The sequence below is a fragment of the Butyrivibrio proteoclasticus P6B7 genome (genome assembly GCF_000622085.1).
GTDB lineage: Bacteria > Bacillota > Clostridia > Lachnospirales > Lachnospiraceae > Butyrivibrio > Butyrivibrio proteoclasticus_A.
This window is the reverse complement of record NZ_JHWL01000001.1, coordinates 228,224-246,872: the sequence shown is the minus strand read 5'-3', so window position 1 is coordinate 246,872 and position 18,649 is coordinate 228,224. Positions and strand designations below refer to the sequence as shown.

Here is an 18,649-nt window from a genome sequence, read left to right as displayed (position 1 = left end):
AAAACCGGTCCAATCATAATCATTTATTCACTTAATGAGCTATTTCTTACTGCAACAGTGACAGCACGCCATCCTTACTCTGATTAGCCTGAGCCAGCAGTGACTGGCCAGCCTGCATCAAGATCTCGTTGTTACGATAGCGCCAGATCTCGGAGTTCATGTCGGTGTCGCGGATCATGGACTCGGAGTACTGAGTGTTCTCCTGAGCGTTGGCGGTGTAGTTGTAGGCATGCTCGAGCTTATTCTGAGAGGATCCGAATCTGGATCTTTCGAATGCGATCTTAGCAAGAGCTGACTTGGTAAGCTCGATGGATCCAAGGGATGAATCCTCTGTCAGTGTGTTAGCACCTGTCATACCGATAACAGAGAGGTTAAGGGCGCTCCAGTTGATAAAGATCTGGTGCTCATCGATACCCTCTGTGGTAGCCTGGATGATGAGCTGTTTCTCCGGAGGCTCGATTACGATGTTCATGAAATCGTGCTCCACTACTGAGTTGCCGTTACCTCTGGAGTTAGGTGTAAGGGTTCTTGTAGCTGGCTGGTTATTGAAGCTAAGGGTAAAGCCTGCGCTTCCGCTATTGTTGTTAACCAGGTCATTGAAAGAAACTGAATATGAATAGCTAAATGCAGTTTTATCAAGATCTGTGTCGCTCTGATCCAGATATGGTCCGGAGAAGGTTATTGATCCCGGTATCAATGAAGTTGTATCGCTTACCAGAGTAGAGGTTGATACCGTTCTCGTTGCTGCGTGAGCTCCATTTTCAATGGTCAGAGTTCCTGCTGCCTCCTGAGCCTCAAGGTCTGCTATTGTTGCAGCATCTGTGATTATTGTATCGCTACCAACGGAATAAACACCCGCGTTTGTAACATCGTATTTGTATATCTTAGTCTCTGAATACTGAGTTGTCACAGTATGGGTATCTTCCTCTGTCTGACTGTTACCCAACTGTCCCTTCAAAGACAAATCGATGTCCTTAGTCCAGGAATAATTATCCGTTCTTGTCCAATGCTCCAACTGACTTTGGATTACTTCGCCGCTTCTAAAATGGATATCTCCATTATCGTCTCTATAGTAATAATCCGCTGAGGTTGAATTGCTAAAATCTATGCTTTGTCTATTATGACTTGAATCATCCAAGGTATGCGCTGACTCTTTGGTATCCGTCTTGGTCCAGCCAATTGATCCTGTCATATTTGCATTGGTATCAAAGTTACGACCATACTGTCTCTGCAATTCAAAGGCCTCATTTCCACCAGATGTGATTCTGGAACCACCTGATATAAAGAGACTTGAACTATTGGAAGTAAGTGTTGCTGGTGCGTTTACAGATCCCTTAAGTTCTACTCCGTCCATTGCAGAGATAACATCATCTCTACTGGAAACATCCGCAAGCTTAAAGGTCACATCCACGCCCACGTTGTCAGCGGTCTTGGTAAATCTATATGTAGCCTCTGTCTCAAAGGTAATCTGGCTTTGGTCATTGGAATCCACATCGAGACCCCAATCCACGATAGGATATCCACCATTTGTATTCTCAGTTGGTGTACGAGGAATTGCTCCGCCCACGTTGCTAAAGCTTCCCCAGGATGTCTCAGAGGAAGTGCTGGTGGCTCCGGTATCTTTGTCAGTTCTTGTGATAGAAAGACCTGTCGTCGTTGCCTTAATCTCAAACTTATCATCAACTACATCTTTATTAGCATTAGTTACATTCACAGACTGGCTTGAAGGGAATGTAACTACTGATCTGTTGGTTGTTGAAGATGGAGAAACCGTCCAATAAGAAGCTTCTGTGATACTGTTTCCGTTAATACCATCCATGATGGTTTCAAGGCTGTCGCCCTGCTCCACGTCAAAGCTGATCTTCATTCCATGGAAAACAAAGGAATAGGTTCCTGCATCGTTACCATTTCCGGATATGCCAAGAGAAGCCCAGGTAGCAGCATCCACGTTGTTGATCTTGATGCCGTTACTGTCGGCTTTCCATTCGTAATTTCTTTTTACATTAACAAGGGAATCGCCCTCTTGAAGTGTAAGAGAGACTTTTTCATTGTCCCAGAGGCTGAACTCCACGGTCTGTTCCTTGGTGGATCTACCATTGGCATCCAGATCAAGGCCCTTAGCACGAAGCTCATCCAGGTTATATCTGACATTGTTGAACTCAAGACCACCGATAACACCAGGGCTTGAGTAAAAGATCTGTGTATCATAAGGCTCATCAAATGGCTCAACTGTCGGTGTATACGGCAGTTTAAAGATCTTCATCTCATTGAATGTAGCTGTATCAAAGATTCTCTCGATCTCGTCCTTGATGGCCTGTACTTCATCATTAACATAGGCGCGGTCGTCGCTTGTAAGGACGGCGTTAGCTCCTTTTACAGAAAGCTCGTTGATCCTCTGGAGCATGTCGTGGACTTCGTTGAGATATCCGTCCGCAACCTGACAGAAGCTTGTGCCATCCTGGATATTATCCATGTTCTGGCCCATGCCCCTTATCTGTCTTCTCATTTTCTCGCTGATTGCAAGCCCTGCAGCGTCGTCTGCTGCACGGTTGATGCGGTATCCAGAAGAAAGCTTCTCTGAAGACTTCGCCTTTATTCCTGTTGTAATACCTAGCATGCGCTGTGAGTTCATCGCAGCTAAATTGTGCTGTATTACCATAATTGCTCCATTGGTTGTCGAGGGCTTAAGTCAGGTCACTTCTTATTCCTGCTGAATTTCTTGCCCCATGAACTATCTGTTTTTAATCACACAAATATATATCTTCTATTCTTATATCGGAAATTATTAAACAAAAATTGATATATTTTTTCTCTTTTATTCACTTTTGTGGGTGCGTAGGTTTATTGGGTTTTACAGGATACTTGTCATGGATGGCGTAGTACATCCCATATGCGATGTGCAATGCAATTTGGATGCGTTATGAGATTGCTATGAGTGGCGTTAGGCATCCCAAACTTGAAGTACAGCCAAAACAGGATGTGCTATGTAGTCGTAAAAGCTTGCGAAATGCATCCCAAGCATGACAACCCCAAAAATCAGGATGTATTTAGCAACCATAATTAGCCTGCACAATGCATCCCGAACTACACATATGTCAAAATCGGGATGCATCAAGCAGTTATAATAGCCTGCACAACACATCCCGGACAACAAAAACACAATAATTGGGATGCATTCTCCAGCCATAACAGTCAGTACAATGCATCCCAAATAATCCATATCTCCAAATCAAGATGAATGCAGCCTCTGTATTCAACCGCATCCCCATATATTCACCCGCACTCAGCTCATATAATTATTACAGGGTGTTTTTTTCTCGTGCTCAAGGTACTTGAAATCCATGTTGCGGATGGATTTGATAATCTCGTCATATCCGGTCTTCTTACCGAAGAGGAGCGTGGTTCCAAGGACGAAGCCGTCTATTCCCTCAGGGGCATATCTCTTGATCTTATCTGCTCCGCAGGCGCCGTCCCAAAAGAGCTTGAATCCCATCTGGTCACGTAGCTCAATGAGCTGCTCTATCTTCTCTCCCACGAAAGGAAGGAACATCTGGCTGGCATTGCCTGGGTTAACCGCCATGATAAGGACGTGATCCACTATTCGCAACATTTCTCTGATGGTCTCCACGCTGGTGCCAGGATTGATGGCAATTCCAGGGTGCATCTTGGCATCGATGATCTTCTGGAGCGTGGCAGAAGGATGGTACTCTGCCTCAGGATGAATGTAGACTGTATCGCCCTTTCGAAGCTTTGCCAGGAACATATCTATGCTGTTACGCGGATGCTCAATCATAAGGTGCACATCCAGTGGCTTCTTGCTGGCGCTGGCGATGTAAGCCATGTCGTAGAGCGACATCGCAAAGTTATTAACATATCGTCCGTCCATGATATCGATGTGGAAGGAGTCAATGCCGGCCTTCTCCAGGTCCCTGACCTCTCTTTCAAGATTTCCGTAATCCGCGCACATCATTGATGCTGTAAGTGCAAATTTGTTTGCCATTTGTTTGCCCTCTTCTATAATGCTGCATAATCTTCACATATTTCTATATTTATCGTCAGATTCTCAAACAAAATCCATCTCTCAGAATCCAGCAATCTCCATTATCTGTCCCAATCTATCCTCGTACCTGAAGTCTCTTTCTATCTTGATAAGCCCCGCCCGGGCAATATCCTTGCGTTCTTGTTCATGCTCCAGGTAGTAGTCCGCCAGCTCAATGGCCTCCTCCAGAGATCCGTACATCACGCACTCTTTGCCATTTTCGAAGTACTCCGCCAGCTCCGGCTGGAAACTTGATAAAAGAAATCCTCCGCATCCCATTACATCCAGAGCCCGCAGCGGGATTCCAGATTTGTTGGCCTTAAGCACCGGGCACAGGCTAATCTTGCTGGCTTCAAAGACCTGTGGCATCTGAGTCAGGTAGTCCACCGGCCCACAGAACTCCACGCCCTTTAGTAAGCTCTTTTCCTCATCAGAAAGGGAGTGGGTATAGAGCTTGACCTGGTGCTTCTCTCCAAGCAGGCGCAGCAGGCTGAAGCGCTCAATTCTTGTTACGTACGAAGCCATGGCCCAAGTGATTTCCTTGCGTGAGAGCTGTATGGCCTTGTCGGATAGGCTCCTATACTGGTCTCGCACGTCCTGAGCAAAGTTCTCAGTGATCATCTCATCTATAATGTAGGCTCCGTAGATCAGGCGCTGGGCCTCGCAAACCGCATCGATGTAGCCCTTTTGGTGCTCTGTCATGTGAGCCTTGATATCTGGCAGTATGGACTCGTAAAGCCGCCCCACAAAGGCAATCTCCGCATCGTACTTCCTGTGATCCGTCACAATCCTGGAAAGCCTGGCCCTATTCACCGCCAGGGGCATGTAGTACACGTTCGTGAGCCCCATGGTCTTGTACTCCTGATAGTCTGCCTGGGCAAAAAAGAAAATGTAATTACAGGGATTGTCCATGTAATCCGCTGTTGGCAGGTTAGGCGGCGAATCGAAGAACCAGGAAATGTACTTAAGATCATGCTTGTTGCAGATCTTGGACACCACTGGCCAGAAGTTGGTGGTAAACACCAGGTCAAAAGTGCTATCTCGCAAATCCTGCTCCATCCTGGCTTCGAAGGCCTCATCCTGGTACTTGTCCACGTCCTCCAAGTACTTGACATTGACGCAGGTATGCCCCATCTTCTCAAGGAAGTAGAGAAGATCGTGCTGAATGTATGAATTTAGGAAGTCGTAGAGTAATATCTTCATGAATTATTTTAGACCTCAGTATCACTAAACGCGTCAACATTTGTCTATATCAATTGTTCCATCTATTCTTCAATAATGATCAGTTCATCACCTAACCTATATCACTCACTTTTCATCTACAATGTCCAATATTTCTCGTACCCTCTGCTCGTAGGTGTGACCGGCCCTGACTTTGTCATGGCCATGCTCTGCTATAGCGCGACGCTCATCATCATGCTCCAAGTAATAATCAATCTTGTCCATAAGATCCGCGCGGCTTTCGTAGAACACGAAGTCCTCACCTGGCGTGAAGAACTGAGTCATGTCCTCCTGATAATTGGTTAAAAGAAATCCTCCACACCCCAGAACGTCCATGGCACGCAGTGGGATTCCTCTTTGAATGCTTCGAAGTGTAATGTTAAGGTTAATGTCGCTACATTTGAAAACATATGGCATTTCGTTATAGTAATCTACCTTGCCTCGGACGTTGACGCCCTGGGATTCATAGTTCTTTTCACCGGTATAAAGGTTCACGGGATGGCGCTGGCCGATCATTGCTAGGATCTCGCTTCGCTCAATAGCTGTGATCTTGCGGTTGATGACGTAGTTGGCGTAGAGGTATTCAAAGGTCTCGACGCCGTCAAAGCTTGGTTTAAGGCCAAGGGCGTCCACCATCTCCTTCATAACAGGTCCACTTAGGGATTTCTCGATTATGTTAAGGCCGTCGATCTCCATCTGAGTGGTCATGAGGCCTCTTAAGTAGCCTTTGGCGTAGTCGGAGAGCTTGTCTTCGATCTGGTCGTAGTAGCTATGCTCGTCGGAGTACATGCTTCCCACGAAGGACACCTGTCCGCCCCACTTGTTGCGGGCTTCTTCGGTAATTGTAATCTTGTCATAGCGGGTGGTTGCCGCTGCCAAAGGCAGGTAGTGCACAGTCTTGATTCCTTGGCTTGCAAAGACCTCGTACTGCTGCGAATCAAAGAGGAATACGTAGTTGCAGGGGTTGATCAGCGTGTAGGAATACAGGCGCACCGCAGGGTTGTCGTAAACCCAGGACACATACTTGATTCCCATCTTGTTGCACACCATAGACACCAGCGGATGGTAGTTAAAAGACATCACAAAGGAAGGGCTCTCTTTTTGCAGGTCCCTGGTAAAGGATTCCTCAAAAGCCTTGTCACCATTGTCGATATGATTGTCAAAGGGATACATGATCAGCTCAATGCTGCGGCCTTCAGCCTTCAGGGAATCGAAGGCGGCCACGATATCCTCATTTCCAATGCTTTTCCAGTCAAGAAACAAAATCTTCATGTCGTTACTCCGGTGCAGAATACAACTACCATCGATTTATCACTACTATTCATCAGTGTCTCACGAGGATCTCACGCTGATGTTCTCCACCATCACAGGCTTGCCTGTGGCGCGGTACACGGATACCATTCCACCGTCATCGCCATAGTAGGCGTCACTAAGTACCACTGATCTGGTGAAATCGCTGTCTTCATCCAGGATTCCCAGCTCTTTATCCTTGAATTCCTGGACCAGGGCCTCATACTCCTTAAGGCAATCTGGACGGAGAAGCCCCAGGATTTCTTTTATCCTTGGGTATGGTCTCCAGATAAGGGCGATAGCTTCTGCGTTCTCTTCAAATACCTTGAAGGAATCCCTGATTTTATCTATAAGTCCGTCACAGTCCTCCATGAAGGTCCAGCCGGAATTACTGTAAAGAACTATCTTCTTTCTGCTTCCGTCGGGCTTTTCCACAAATCTCTTCCACTCTTCTGGAAGTGGGATGTCTTCCTTATTGAGTCTGAGAATCCGCTCTATTCGTGGACTTCCGTAGGTCTTGATAACGCTGTCCCAGTAATCTCTTTTCTCTGCCAGCTCCTCTTCGTTGCCTGGCGGAATGTCTTTGGTGAGAACTTCGATGTAGGCTTCTTTAAGGTTCTGGGACTGGAGAATCACGGTATTAACATCAAATATGCCAGGCAGCATCACCTTCTCAGTGAGCCTTGCCAGCTGGCTTTCGTTCTTAAGGTCAATCTCGCCCTCCAGGGTGTATGGGATATAGATAAGGTCATCGGTGTTATCCTTAAGTTCGCTGGTATAGAATGCCGGATGCACCGTCTTTCCTAAGTCATTGCCGTTTGAAATGCTCTGGATGTAGACCACGTCTGGATGATTGTTCTTGATGAGATAGTCGTTGTAACCTGTGGTCTCAACCTTCTCCGGATATCCGTCCTTTTCATAGTGAAGCACGCTTGGGGCACCGCTTCCGTCTCGCTCGTACCAGGGAAGTGGGATTACTATCACCTTGTTATCGGGGTTTGAGATTTCTTTTTCCCAGATCGTCCCGAAGCCATCCCACATGCTGGCGTCAATCGGTAAGAAGACTACCGTCGCAGGGGCATGGATCTCGGCGTCTATGGAGTCCTTGGCCTGGACGAGGATGTCGTTAAGGGCATTGTCCGGCGACATTTCATTTGAAACCTTATAGGCTTCTTCGCACAGTTTCTCTAAGAGAGCTGCAGACTTGCTCCCCTGTCCAATCTCAGCCTCTATTGTCTCTCCCACCATTACAGCAGTATCCTGCAGGTCCGCCAGGAGATTTGGAAGCCCAGCGGTGTCGGACATCTTCAGGCGCTTATTTAGTTCTTTTACGGCTTCCTGCATGGTCTCTATCATGGAGATCAGGGCCGTCTTCTGAGCTCTCTTCACGTGGTTGTCTCCTGGAAATTAGATAATATCCACCAGCTTAGACTCTAGGTGGTACTTGAGAATCTTACGCTCCTGAGGTGCGAAGAATGGGTACTCGTGGGCTGCGCCGCCCTGGACAGGCGTCATGTAGTTCTCGCCATATCTGACCTTCAGGATTTCTTCATAGCCCTCGGGCACTGGAACCTGCATCATCTCAAAAGGCTTCATCACCGTGGTCTGGTAGCAGTTGAGCTTGCGTCTCGCATCATGGGTAGAGGACACGCAGTCCGGATACCAGCACAAATAGCGGGCATCTCGGCGCTTCGTCATCATGGCGATCTGGTCCGCCAGCTTCCATATATTGGTGCGAAGGTGTTCATCTCTTTTAACCTTGGTGCCAGCCACCTTCTCAAGTTCCGGCAGGTACTCCTCCAAAAGCCCTGCTGCCACATATGCATCATAGTTAAAGGCCAGGTCATAGGCCGCTGTGTACAGGTTCTTAACGTTCTCCCACACATTGCCGTCAGATGGCACGTAATCAAGAGGATATAGATCCAGTCCAGTCACGTAGGGGCATCCGTAATATCTCTTGGTAATCTCTGCCTCTTTTTCATCTATTCCAAGATCGATTATCTTTCTGTTGGCGATGAACCCCTTGGGTTCAGCGTAATTCTCAGCTGTGTAAAAGCTGTAAACCGCGCAGTAATCAGGAAGTTCGTCCTTGAGAATGCGTAGGAGCTTCATGTAATCCTCGCGAAGTACGCACAGGTCCAGATCGTCATCCCACGGAATGTAGCCTCCATGACGAATCGTGCCAAGAAGAGAGCCGTAGTCCATGAAGATCCTGATGCCATGCTTATCAGCAATTTCAAGCACCATATCAAGGACTGTCATCTGAACAGCCCATGCCTTCTTCATAACGCGGGTAACCCTGTACCCGTCTCTCTCTTCATCTTTCCAATAATCTTCGGTGAAATTCAGCATTTGTCTCTTATCTCGCAATTGACTCGATTCCGTATTGCTTACGGTCTTCTTCAAATTTCTTATCTATGGCTGCCAGAGCCTTAACCACTTTTTCTCTGTGTCCCTCGTCTTCTGCAAAAAGCAGTCCATTAGGGCTCTGGAAGTAATCGTAAAGCGGTTCTTTAATAAACTCCGCGTCAAATTCCCTGGAAATTCTAAGTGTCATGTCCCAATCTTCAAATGCAAACAAGCTCTCATCAAAGGTTCCAACCTTATCAAAACAGCTCTTTTTAATCATCATTGATGTGCAGGCTACAAAGTTCCATGGCAGGAGGGCCGGGAATATGAAACCTCTCTTCTTAACATCCGCCATGGCTCTGGCTGGGATTACGATAGCTTTTTGGTCGTTTATTTTCTCTGCCTTCTTGATATGGTTAATGGTCTCGTGATACACAAGGCCTACGTTTTCTGGGCTTCGCTCCGCTGTCAGCAGGAGTTTCTCAAGCTTATCCACCCTGGACAGATCATCGTCGTCCTGATAAACAATGTATGTGCCGCGGGCCGCTTCAATTCCGAGGTTCCTGGCATGGGATACTCCTATGTTGTTGTCGTTACGGATATAGCGGAGCCTATCGTCCTTAATGGTCTCCACTGCCTCCTTTGTGCCATCGCTGGAAGCATCATCCACCACGATAAGCTCTATATTCTGATAAGTCTGCCCCAGCATGTTTCTGATGGCTCTAGGAAGAATGTGACTTCTGTTGTAGGTTGTGATGATGACACTCACAAGAGAATCGGAGCCAATTACGTTCCAGAGGTCTTCGTCGGAGTCAAACTCTGTATAGAGCGCATTTAACATGTTGAGGTCAAATCTCGACAAGCCATACAGGTACTCGTTCTCTATCCACTTGGGCGCTATCTTAAGACACACAAACTGCATAATCTTGAAGACAGACAGTGGCAGCGCCTTGGAAGAGCCCGATGCTCTAGCAATGTCGATGGATCTTAGATAGTAATTCTTTATAAAGAGAGCTTCTATCAAGCTCTTGTAATTTGCCGCAATCTCTGGGATGGACATCATCAGCTCGTACCAGGCGGTCTGGTTGGTTAGGTTGTCGGAGATACGCTTGCCCTCCTCTGTCGCGTCAGCCATAAGCTTACAATATCCATGATTTCTAAACTTAGTCACTGAACCGCATATAAACAGAAGCGTCGTAACCGCGCTTGCATCCCTGTCCCACAAATCCGTAGCAAAGCTAATCCCAGACGCCATCAGGAATTCTCTGTTATATGCATATCCAAGATAGCTGTTATCCACATTTTTCCAGATATAGTCAGCCCTTTTCCACATTTCAGCTGGTGAATCATCCACAAAAACTTGTGTATCCTGGTTAGCTTCATCAAATGGATCATCGTTAAAATCCTGGAATTCCTTCTCAGCCCAGGTGATTCCATATCCCACCAGGTCTACAGGATTCTCACTGGTGGTTCTATTGAGTGCACCAAGAAGCTTTTCGTGGAGTACATCTCCAGCTATCATAAATAAGATATAGTCGCCGCTACAGTAGTTAACGCCGATGTCCATCAGGGCGCCATGGTTAGTGCCAACCTTTACATCTGCTGTTCCTGTCTTATTTCCTGCACTGTCATTTTCTACAACATTGGCATCCCCACAGGTATCCATAGCCTCAACAAGCACCACCTGCTCTGGAGCCTTGCTCTCAATAACGCTAGCCTTGTCCTTGAGCGCAGCATTCCCTGCCAGCGTCATCAGCACAACCTCCAGCTCGTAGCTGCCGTCGTCTGATGGGTTTCCACCGCTGTTGAATCCAGGCTCTTCAACACTTGCGCCCGCTCCACCAATAACGCTCTCAAAGGACCTTGCCACATCCTGTTCTTCACTTGTATACAGAATTACTACGCTAATCTTGTCCATGCTTCACCCTGCCAGCTGTCTAATCTGCACCACTTTTACAGAAAATAACCGTACTTCTCTTGTTTTTCTGTACAGTTCAAAATCCAGATTCCTGATTTCACAGAAAATAACGATGTCTGCCCTATTTTTCTGTACACCCCCAAAAATCAAATGCCCAATTTCACAGAAAAAAGTACCTGCCATGCTTATTTTCTGTACAGGCTCTCAACATTCATAACTAAAAATCACCATTCAGTACAGAAAAATCGCTGCGGCCCTTGTTTTTCTGTACTCACGCGCAAATACAAATATGACCTGCACAGAAAAATCACCACCTCATCCTATATTTCTGTATTTTTTCCATTTCACAATTTATGCTCATACAGAAAATTCACCAATCATGTCCCATTTTCTGTATTTTCGCCATCCAAGAACTGAGCCATGACAATACATATACAAAAAATATCCAGCATCACCGCATTTTTCTGTATTTTCATCTAATTCCAACTCGCTTATCTCAAGCACCTTGCCTAAAGCATCCGACTCTAAGTTGATTACCTCATCTATTCCTACCCTGCAATCGCCCTTACAATCGCCATAACTCTATCAAGCACCTTGCCCTGAGCCTTAACCTGCAAGTATCCAGCCTCCGCGATCTCACGCCGCTGGTCCTCGTGATCCAGGTAATAGTCAATCAGCTCATACAGCTCTGCTTCGCTCTCATAGCACACCAGGTGCCGCCCGATCTCCAGGAAATCCGGGATCTCATCCTGATAATTGCTGATAAGAAATCCCTTGCAAGCTAGCACATCCCATACTCTCTGGGCAATTCCAGTTTTGATGGAACGGGTTGTAATATTGAGATTTATGCGACTCTGACGGAACACATAAGGCATCTCATCCAGCGTAGACACTCCGCCATGCACCACAACTCCCGATAGCTCCGCAGTATCACTCTGGGTAAACAAATCTATCTTCCCACTACAATTCTTAGCAATGCCATTAAGAAGCCTCACCCTCTCAAGATAGGTCATATGCGGGCTCAGATAATTATTCACCGCCACATATTCATCAATATTGAAAACGCTCAGATCAGAAGGATAGAATCTCTCGGCATTCTCCTTGATCAGCGCCACATCCTCAGGTCCAATCTCGCCCTCAAGCAGATCCTGACCTGTAGCCGTGGCCTCAATCTGCCTTATCATCAGCTCCTCATAAGCCTTCTTCTTATCCTCAGAAATCGTCAGCCCAACGAAAGGATCCTTCTCGTTATAAAGAGAGCCAACGAAAGACACATCATACTTATAACTGGCTTCATTCCCAAGAAGCGCATCAATCCTGTCCACTCCAGCTCCCAGTGGCAGATAAAAAATCCCCTGCGGATTCTCATCGCAAACCGCCTCATACTGAGCCCTGTCAAAGAGGAACACCCTGTTACAAGCATTCCTGATAGTAGTATTAAAAATCTCCATCATGGGACAAGTCACACTGACGGAAACATAGATAATTCCAAGACTCTTGCAGGTCAGCGACACATAAGGAAAGAAATTGATGGAGAACACAAACATAGGCGTGTTCTTCCTGAAAATCTCCCCAAGGGCCGCAGCCCGCTCAGAGAGCTCCTCTCCACCAACTTCTGATAGATTAAGCTCCACCACGTTAATCCCCAGCGCCGCAAAAGCATCGATATAGTCTGGCTCACAGACATTTCTATACCTGCAAAACACTATGTTCATGCGTTTTTCCAATCACCCTTTAATCGCACTCAAAATCTGCTCTAGTCTCCTACCAAGCTCAAACTCTACAGCCACCTTAGCTTGCCCATTCCGCGCAATCTCAAGCCTCTCATCCTCATGCTCCAGGTAGTATCCAGCCTTCTCAAAAGCCTCCTCAAGGCTCGTGTACATGATCACATCCTGCTCATCCACAAAGCTCTCCGCCAGCTCCACCTGATAATTGGATAAAAGAGCTCCACCAGAAGCCATCACATCCAGCGCCCGCAGCGGAATTCCGGAAACAATACTCCTGATAGCAGGACACAGATTAAGTTTGCTATTCTTAAACACCATTGGCATCTCATTCATGTACTTAACTGGTCCCATGAATTTCACGTCGCTGCCAAAATCAAAATTTGATGTATTATAAAACCTCGTATCAAAGTATTCTCCAAAGGTTCCAAGAAGCGTCACCCTCTCAGCAAAGGTTATCTGCCTCTCAATAGCAGTAATAAGTCCGGTCCGCGACAGTCGCCCCGGAAGCTCCCTCTTCTCATAAGACTTGTTGATCCTGTTTACCAGATCCCCGCTAATCATCTTGGACAGCAGATCTTCTCCATAGATACTCAACTGAACATTCATTGCTCCATCGATGTAGCCCTTCTCGTATTCGTCCATGCCCATCATTAGTCCAGTCAGAATCTGCTTATCATACAACTGCCCCACAAATGAAATATCGCAGGCGTACTTGGAAGGATCAATTCTTCCAGCATTCCCATCATCAGCATCGCTATGATTTGCAGTATTCGCATCACTAATCTCACCATCCGCAGCCCTGCGTATCCTCTCCACATTCACCGCCAGCGGCATATGGAACACCCTTGAGTAGCCTCTATCCCTGTATCCAAGAGCTTCCGCCCTATCAAAAAGGAATATGAAATTAGTATCCATTTCAAAATAACTAACTATATCTTCAGAGATGGGAGAATCATAGGTCCATGAAACATAGGGAATTGACTTTTCCTTCGCAGCCTGCGCCACCAGTGGAAAGAAGTTGATGCTAAAGATAAGATCCACCGGCTTTTCATCTATCTTCTGCACAAAACAAGTACTGAAATAATCATCCTCAAGGCGGTCTTCAAAGCTATAATAGACAGTCCTAACCTCATGCCCCATCTGTTCCAGACAGGACCTGATGTCGTAGTACATATAGCTTCCCATGTCGAATAAAAGAATATTCATATGAGCCCTTCGCAATGAATCGATGTTATACTAATAGTGTATCCAGAATTCCATTACATCTATTTAATGTCGTTACTAATAATTCGTATTATCATATATATTTTATCATGTTTTGGGGAATATTATGAATATTGCTATTGTTTCCAATGATTATTTCGCGAAAAACATAGAGAATATCACAGATGAGATTAGAGAAATGCTGGCAGAATGTGTAAATGACACTATTTACAGCCATACAAAAGATGAGTCTTCCGATACAGATTCTGGTGTAACAGCCACAAATATCAAATTATTCAAATGTAAAGCAGGCGACAACATCATGTCCCAGCTCGAGAATTTCAAACCAGACCTTCTCATAACTGAGAACCTGGCTGGCTTTAACATGACAACATTGATGGATTCCATCGCATATAACAAGATCCATGCTCTGCAAATACATGTGATTAGTGACGACCCGGTCCTGAATTCTAGCGATGCAGAAGGGCAGGATTTATCCATTCTTAAAGGCAAGCCCCTTAGCCTCTCTATGCACTTTGTCTGCAAATCCGATGGGGCAAAAGAACTACTCCTTACTGCAAACTCAGATATACCGTATATCCACGTTATTCCAGACTTGCGGATAAAGAACCTCGCAGAAGCATTTTAATCCGCAAGTCTCAAGTTTTCACCCCTTATTATATTCCCCGCTACTCACATTCGCGCCCTTCATCAGCTCAGGATCATCGGCCCAGACCTCCTTGTAGCCCTCCTGGAACTCCTGCTGCGCGGCCTGCAGCATCTGCTTAGGCGTCAGCTTCTCCTGATAGTATGGGTTATCAAAGAGCCCAGCGTTATCCTCCCTGACAAAGTGCCCCTTCTCAAAGGAAATGGCTCCAAAATCCTTGGCAAGCCACTCAAAATCCCTATCACAAATAGTGTCAACCTTGAAGAACTCGCCGCCAAGCCTGAAAGAATGCCAGTCGCGAAGCTTATACACATCAGGCTCCCGCAAAGCCACATAAGTTCCATAGGTCTCAAACTCAGAAAAGGCAGAACTCTGTATCTTCTCAGGAGGAATTGCATTCATGATCTTCTCCCAGAACTTCGTGCCAGGCAGAGCATCATTGGCCTCAATATCCCTGACAAGTTTCTTCATAAGCTCAGTCTTCATCAGCATATGCTCAGAAATAAAGCTCCTGCCAATAACCTTGTGAAGTCCAGGCAGAATCACACCCATGGTCTCGAAATACTCAGGATGGTTCTCATGCTTAAGATCAAGATACGGCTTTCCGCTTTCCTCCTGGAACATCACCAATTCCTTACATGGAATCGTATCTCCATCCCACACAAGATAGTACTCATCCTCGCACCTAAACGCATACTGCATCTTAAGGAACTGCTGATAATACCAGCCAGTAATCCCCCTTGGAAGCTCTCGTCCAGCCAGAATATCCTTCATCCTCTCAGCCACAAGAGCATGCACCTCCCCAAAAGGAATCACATCATTCTCATCTATAAACTCAGCACTGCCTGCAATCTCAGACCCTGCGATCAACTCTCCAACTTCAGCAGGCCCAACAAAGCAAAGCTGTCCGTATCCGATATTCTTAACAAGCCTTGGATACAGCGGCAGCACCCTTTCGCAGTCCGGTTTTGTTATGACAATTATGGTCTTAAACTTGTGTTCATCCATCTTCAGATCTCTCTCGTCGTCATTTCGCACATATCTCTACATCGTCGAATATCCGCCCCTCACGCTCTCCGCGAAATTCTTGAAATCCTCCCTGCTCATCTCTGTCAGGCAGCTCTTAAACACCAACGAATGGAACTCATCAAGTTCCCCCTTCTTCATATAGGGATTGTTCATAATATCCGGCACATGCTCCTGCACAATCGCACAAAGCAAGCGATACAGCGAATAAGGAGGCTCGTCATAGCGCAGCGCGATCATCTTCCAGAAAATCAGCGCACAGGAATACACATGCTCAATCTCGATTTCATCCCTGAACTTCTCCATGAACCCGCGGCGTATGAACTCGTTCCACAGCTTGATCTGATTTGTCAAAAGATCTATGTGATAAATCTCATTCTTTGAAAGCACCGTGGAACTGTCGTTAATGTAGTAATGATAAAGAACTTCAAAGGAAACATAGGCACTCTTCATATACAGGTTAAGAAGCGCGCCCCAGAAAGAATCCTCATAGGCAAGCCCCTCAGAAAAGTAGATCTCATTATCCACCAGCAAGTCCCTACGGATCAGCTTCCTAGGCGGATTATTATTGATGACCTTGGCGTGAAAGGCTCTCTTTCTGTCCTCGTCATTATTAACACGAATCAGGATATCCTCCTGCTTCCTGTACTTGTTCTGATCATCAATATAGCTAAGCTCCAAGGACGGATCCCTCAAAAGCTCGCACTGAACCACATCCACCTGATACTCCTTAGCAAAGAACAGCATCCTCTCGATATAGTTCTTCTCAACCCAATCATCAGAGTCAATAAAGGCAATATAATCACATGTGGCGTACTTAAGCCCCACATTCCTGGCCGTTCCCTGTCGACTGTTCGTGGGCAGCTGAACCAACATGATATCCTCAGGATACCGCTCTTCCCATGCCTTCAATCGTCCAAAAGTTCCATCTGTGGAACAGTCGTCAATGCAGATTATCTCCAGGGCATCTATACCCACGGTCTGCGATTCCAGAGACTTCAAGGTCCTGTCTATTAAATTTTCCACGTTGTAGCAGGGAATAATCACGCTTACTTTCTTCATAGCTAACCCCTTTTATTACCAACTCATCAATCGCATATCTTTGTGCAGAACTCTTTGAGTTTCTCAGCCCCGAACTGTCCCAAATGGAACATATCCGCGGACATGTATTCTTCCCTGGTGCACATATTCTCATCCACCATGTCGTAGAACATGGTAAAAAAGCTATATCCCTTCAGTTCACACAGCTGCTGGCACTTATCATTGAAATACTTTGTTGCCAGATTTCTTTCTTTTTCCGATTCAATCCTTGGGTGGTCCTCAGTAGTAGGCCAGGAGTCCCTTTGGGAAGCAACAGGTCCGTAGCAGGTAACTTCAAAGCCCTTACCGGCAAGAAAATCAAGAAATTCGAAGTAGTTTGCCACTATGCCATCCACCACTTCCTCATAGGAAACACCCTGCTTTTCCACCTCTTTAAACACATGGGCTCTTATATCAATCTCTCCAAGGCACACAATAATCCTTGACTTCTCAGTAATGAACTCCTCAATGAGCCAGTCCAGCTTCTCCCTGAACATATTGGTGGATCCGTACTGATTACTCTTAAACGCCAGGCATGGTCCCAAATGTAGCACCGTTAGAGGCAATCCATTTACCTGCTGACATGTATTCACATTCTGTCCAATAGGAATAAAAGATAAATCCTCATTCCCACTAAAGAAATTCACATGAGAATCTCCAATCACCACCGCGGTCTTTTCACTCCTATGCCGCAGCAGCGCCTTATCAAAGTTAGCCTCCTCTATAAAAGACTGGGAAATTTCCTGGTCCGGTATAGTCTCAATAATGGCCTCAAGCTTATCCAGAATCGCCAGCACCCCATCTGCATCGCCACTTTCCTTGGCGCTGGTAATAGTTGCTGCATACTCATTGATCCTACCCTCAAGCCTTGCAAAATGCTCCGCAGAGTACAACTGCCTAAGCCCATAAACTTCCACATAAACGCAAGACACCACATCTTCCACTGGTATCTGCTTAACAAAGCCCTTATTAACTTGTAAAAGACCTTTTATCTTCCCAAGAATCTCAAGGCTATCCATAATATTTCTCCATTAGCCAAAGTATTCCTTCCTAAAAATTTCTGAATACTTAAAGTAGTTTTCTACGTTACTCCATCCACACTCATGCAAGCACCATGGTGATTCCTGATATGGAACTACCGCCTTGTATCCAGCTCTTTTAAACTCCATACACTGGGAAGCATCATAGAAATGCCATGCATCAAACAGATCCTCTCTCCAAGGTATGTCTACTCTAGTCGCCAAGAGCAGCCCATCCACCAACAACACTGGCGTTGTTTTCTTTTCGACATAAAAGATGTTGGCCTGCGTATGTACTGATTTTCCTTCTATCCAGGCACCTTCTAATCCCGAGTGAAACACTACTCCGTCATCAGCAAATGTCTTTGTTCCAACCATTCCAGCAATCCCAATATCAGGATCACTATCAAAAACATTAAGAATGTAATGCAAAAAGAATCTATCCACAATCCTGACGTCATGATGGAGATATACTTTAATACTTGCCGATGAAGCCTGCATTCCTTCGTTATAACCTGCGCACATGGACTTGGCATCCGTTATTCCAAGCACATCCACGTTGCATCCATCTGGAACATGGAGCCTTCGGATGTAGTATTCCATCTCCGCAAACTCTTCCTCATTATTGGTACATGAGATAAAAGAAATATCTAAATTATGATTCTTAGAATTGTCGTAGTAAGCCTTTTCAGGTTCGTCTGGCAGATAATCCGCTTCCCCATTAATTCTCGCAAGCAGATGCTCATGTCGTATAGAACAAGCTTCAGCAAGCCAATAAAGCTCCTCGGGAGTAATCCCCTTTGAAACGGCAACCTGCAAAAAATCTTCTACAGGATATTCGTTACACCACTCAAGCCTTTGTAGCAAACGCCTTAGCACAACAATATTATGAAGTACCTCCGCAAGGCTTTCTCCTGTAAAAAGAAGTCCCGGCGCTCCTTCATCTTCCAATTCTATCTTGGAAAAGAAATAGCAGTACGCAATATCGTCATATTTGGACATGAAGCTGTCTTCGTTCTTCTCAAGGAATTCAGCCAGCCTCTTTCGATCCTTAAGCTGCCAAATCTGCTCCGTTTCCCTGTATAAATCGGCGTGATTCATATATGC

Annotated in this window: 14 protein-coding genes; 1 reads left to right on the top strand and 13 read right to left on the bottom strand. The window is 45.9% G+C overall.

Annotation, left to right across the window (positions count from 1 at the left end; genetic code table 11):
* Window positions 1-46 precede the first annotated feature (46 nt).
* The 9 genes from T541_RS21295 to T541_RS0101090 all read right to left on the bottom strand — a co-directional run bounded on the left by T541_RS21295 (window position 47) and on the right by T541_RS0101090 (window position 13,753).
* Complete coding sequence (locus T541_RS21295; RefSeq protein WP_026650973.1) at window positions 47-2,659, bottom strand: flagellin; 2,613 nt, start codon at window positions 2,657-2,659, stop codon at window positions 47-49.
* A gap of 624 nt (window positions 2,660-3,283) precedes the next feature.
* On the bottom strand, window positions 3,284-4,000 hold the full coding sequence (locus T541_RS18430; RefSeq protein ID WP_034465531.1) for a ribulose-phosphate 3-epimerase: 717 nt from the start codon (window positions 3,998-4,000) through the stop codon (window positions 3,284-3,286).
* An 81-nt stretch (window positions 4,001-4,081) separates the two neighbouring features.
* The gene (locus T541_RS0101125) at window positions 4,082-5,242 is read right to left on the bottom strand and encodes a CgeB family protein (RefSeq protein ID WP_026650971.1); all 1,161 of its coding nucleotides are present in this window, start codon (window positions 5,240-5,242) and stop codon (window positions 4,082-4,084) included.
* Between the two features lie 105 nt (window positions 5,243-5,347).
* Window positions 5,348-6,532: a CgeB family protein gene (locus T541_RS0101120; RefSeq protein ID WP_026650970.1), complete on the bottom strand. Its 1,185-nt coding sequence runs from the start codon at window positions 6,530-6,532 to the stop codon at window positions 5,348-5,350.
* A 60-nt stretch (window positions 6,533-6,592) separates the two neighbouring features.
* Window positions 6,593-7,939, bottom strand: coding sequence for a hypothetical protein (locus tag T541_RS0101115; RefSeq protein ID WP_026650969.1), 1,347 nt, complete (start codon window positions 7,937-7,939; stop codon window positions 6,593-6,595).
* Between the two features lie 18 nt (window positions 7,940-7,957).
* Window positions 7,958-8,902, bottom strand: coding sequence for a LicD family protein (locus T541_RS0101110; protein WP_026650968.1), 945 nt, complete (start codon window positions 8,900-8,902; stop codon window positions 7,958-7,960).
* 7 nt (window positions 8,903-8,909) lie between these two features.
* Entirely contained in the window at window positions 8,910-10,817 is a 1,908-nt protein-coding gene (locus T541_RS20425; RefSeq protein WP_051538017.1) for a glycosyltransferase family 2 protein, read from the bottom strand.
* Between the two features lie 548 nt (window positions 10,818-11,365).
* On the bottom strand, window positions 11,366-12,532 hold the full coding sequence (locus T541_RS0101095; protein WP_026650966.1) for a glycosyltransferase family protein: 1,167 nt from the start codon (window positions 12,530-12,532) through the stop codon (window positions 11,366-11,368).
* Between the two features lie 12 nt (window positions 12,533-12,544).
* Window positions 12,545-13,753: a glycosyltransferase family protein gene (locus tag T541_RS0101090; protein WP_026650965.1), complete on the bottom strand. Its 1,209-nt coding sequence runs from the start codon at window positions 13,751-13,753 to the stop codon at window positions 12,545-12,547.
* A gap of 124 nt (window positions 13,754-13,877) precedes the next feature.
* Here T541_RS0101090 and T541_RS0101085 point away from each other — a divergent pair, with 124 nt between their 5' ends.
* Window positions 13,878-14,399 (top strand): hypothetical protein, encoded by a 522-nt coding sequence (locus tag T541_RS0101085; RefSeq protein WP_026650964.1) that lies wholly within the window; start codon window positions 13,878-13,880, stop codon window positions 14,397-14,399.
* 18 nt (window positions 14,400-14,417) lie between these two features.
* Here the strand turns inward: T541_RS0101085 and T541_RS20420 are convergent, their stop codons facing one another.
* From T541_RS20420 to T541_RS20415, 4 genes are read right to left on the bottom strand one after another with little or no spacing between them, the layout of a single operon-like run.
* Window positions 14,418-15,425: a DUF6492 family protein gene (locus T541_RS20420; RefSeq protein WP_051538016.1), complete on the bottom strand. Its 1,008-nt coding sequence runs from the start codon at window positions 15,423-15,425 to the stop codon at window positions 14,418-14,420.
* A gap of 36 nt (window positions 15,426-15,461) precedes the next feature.
* On the bottom strand, window positions 15,462-16,505 hold the full coding sequence (locus tag T541_RS0101075; RefSeq protein WP_026650963.1) for a glycosyltransferase family 2 protein: 1,044 nt from the start codon (window positions 16,503-16,505) through the stop codon (window positions 15,462-15,464).
* 26 nt (window positions 16,506-16,531) lie between these two features.
* Window positions 16,532-17,542, bottom strand: coding sequence for a hypothetical protein (locus tag T541_RS0101070; RefSeq protein ID WP_026650962.1), 1,011 nt, complete (start codon window positions 17,540-17,542; stop codon window positions 16,532-16,534).
* 12 nt (window positions 17,543-17,554) lie between these two features.
* On the bottom strand, window positions 17,555-18,643 hold the full coding sequence (locus T541_RS20415) for a glycosyltransferase family protein (RefSeq protein WP_051538015.1): 1,089 nt from the start codon (window positions 18,641-18,643) through the stop codon (window positions 17,555-17,557).
* Window positions 18,644-18,649: the final 6 nt, after the last annotated feature.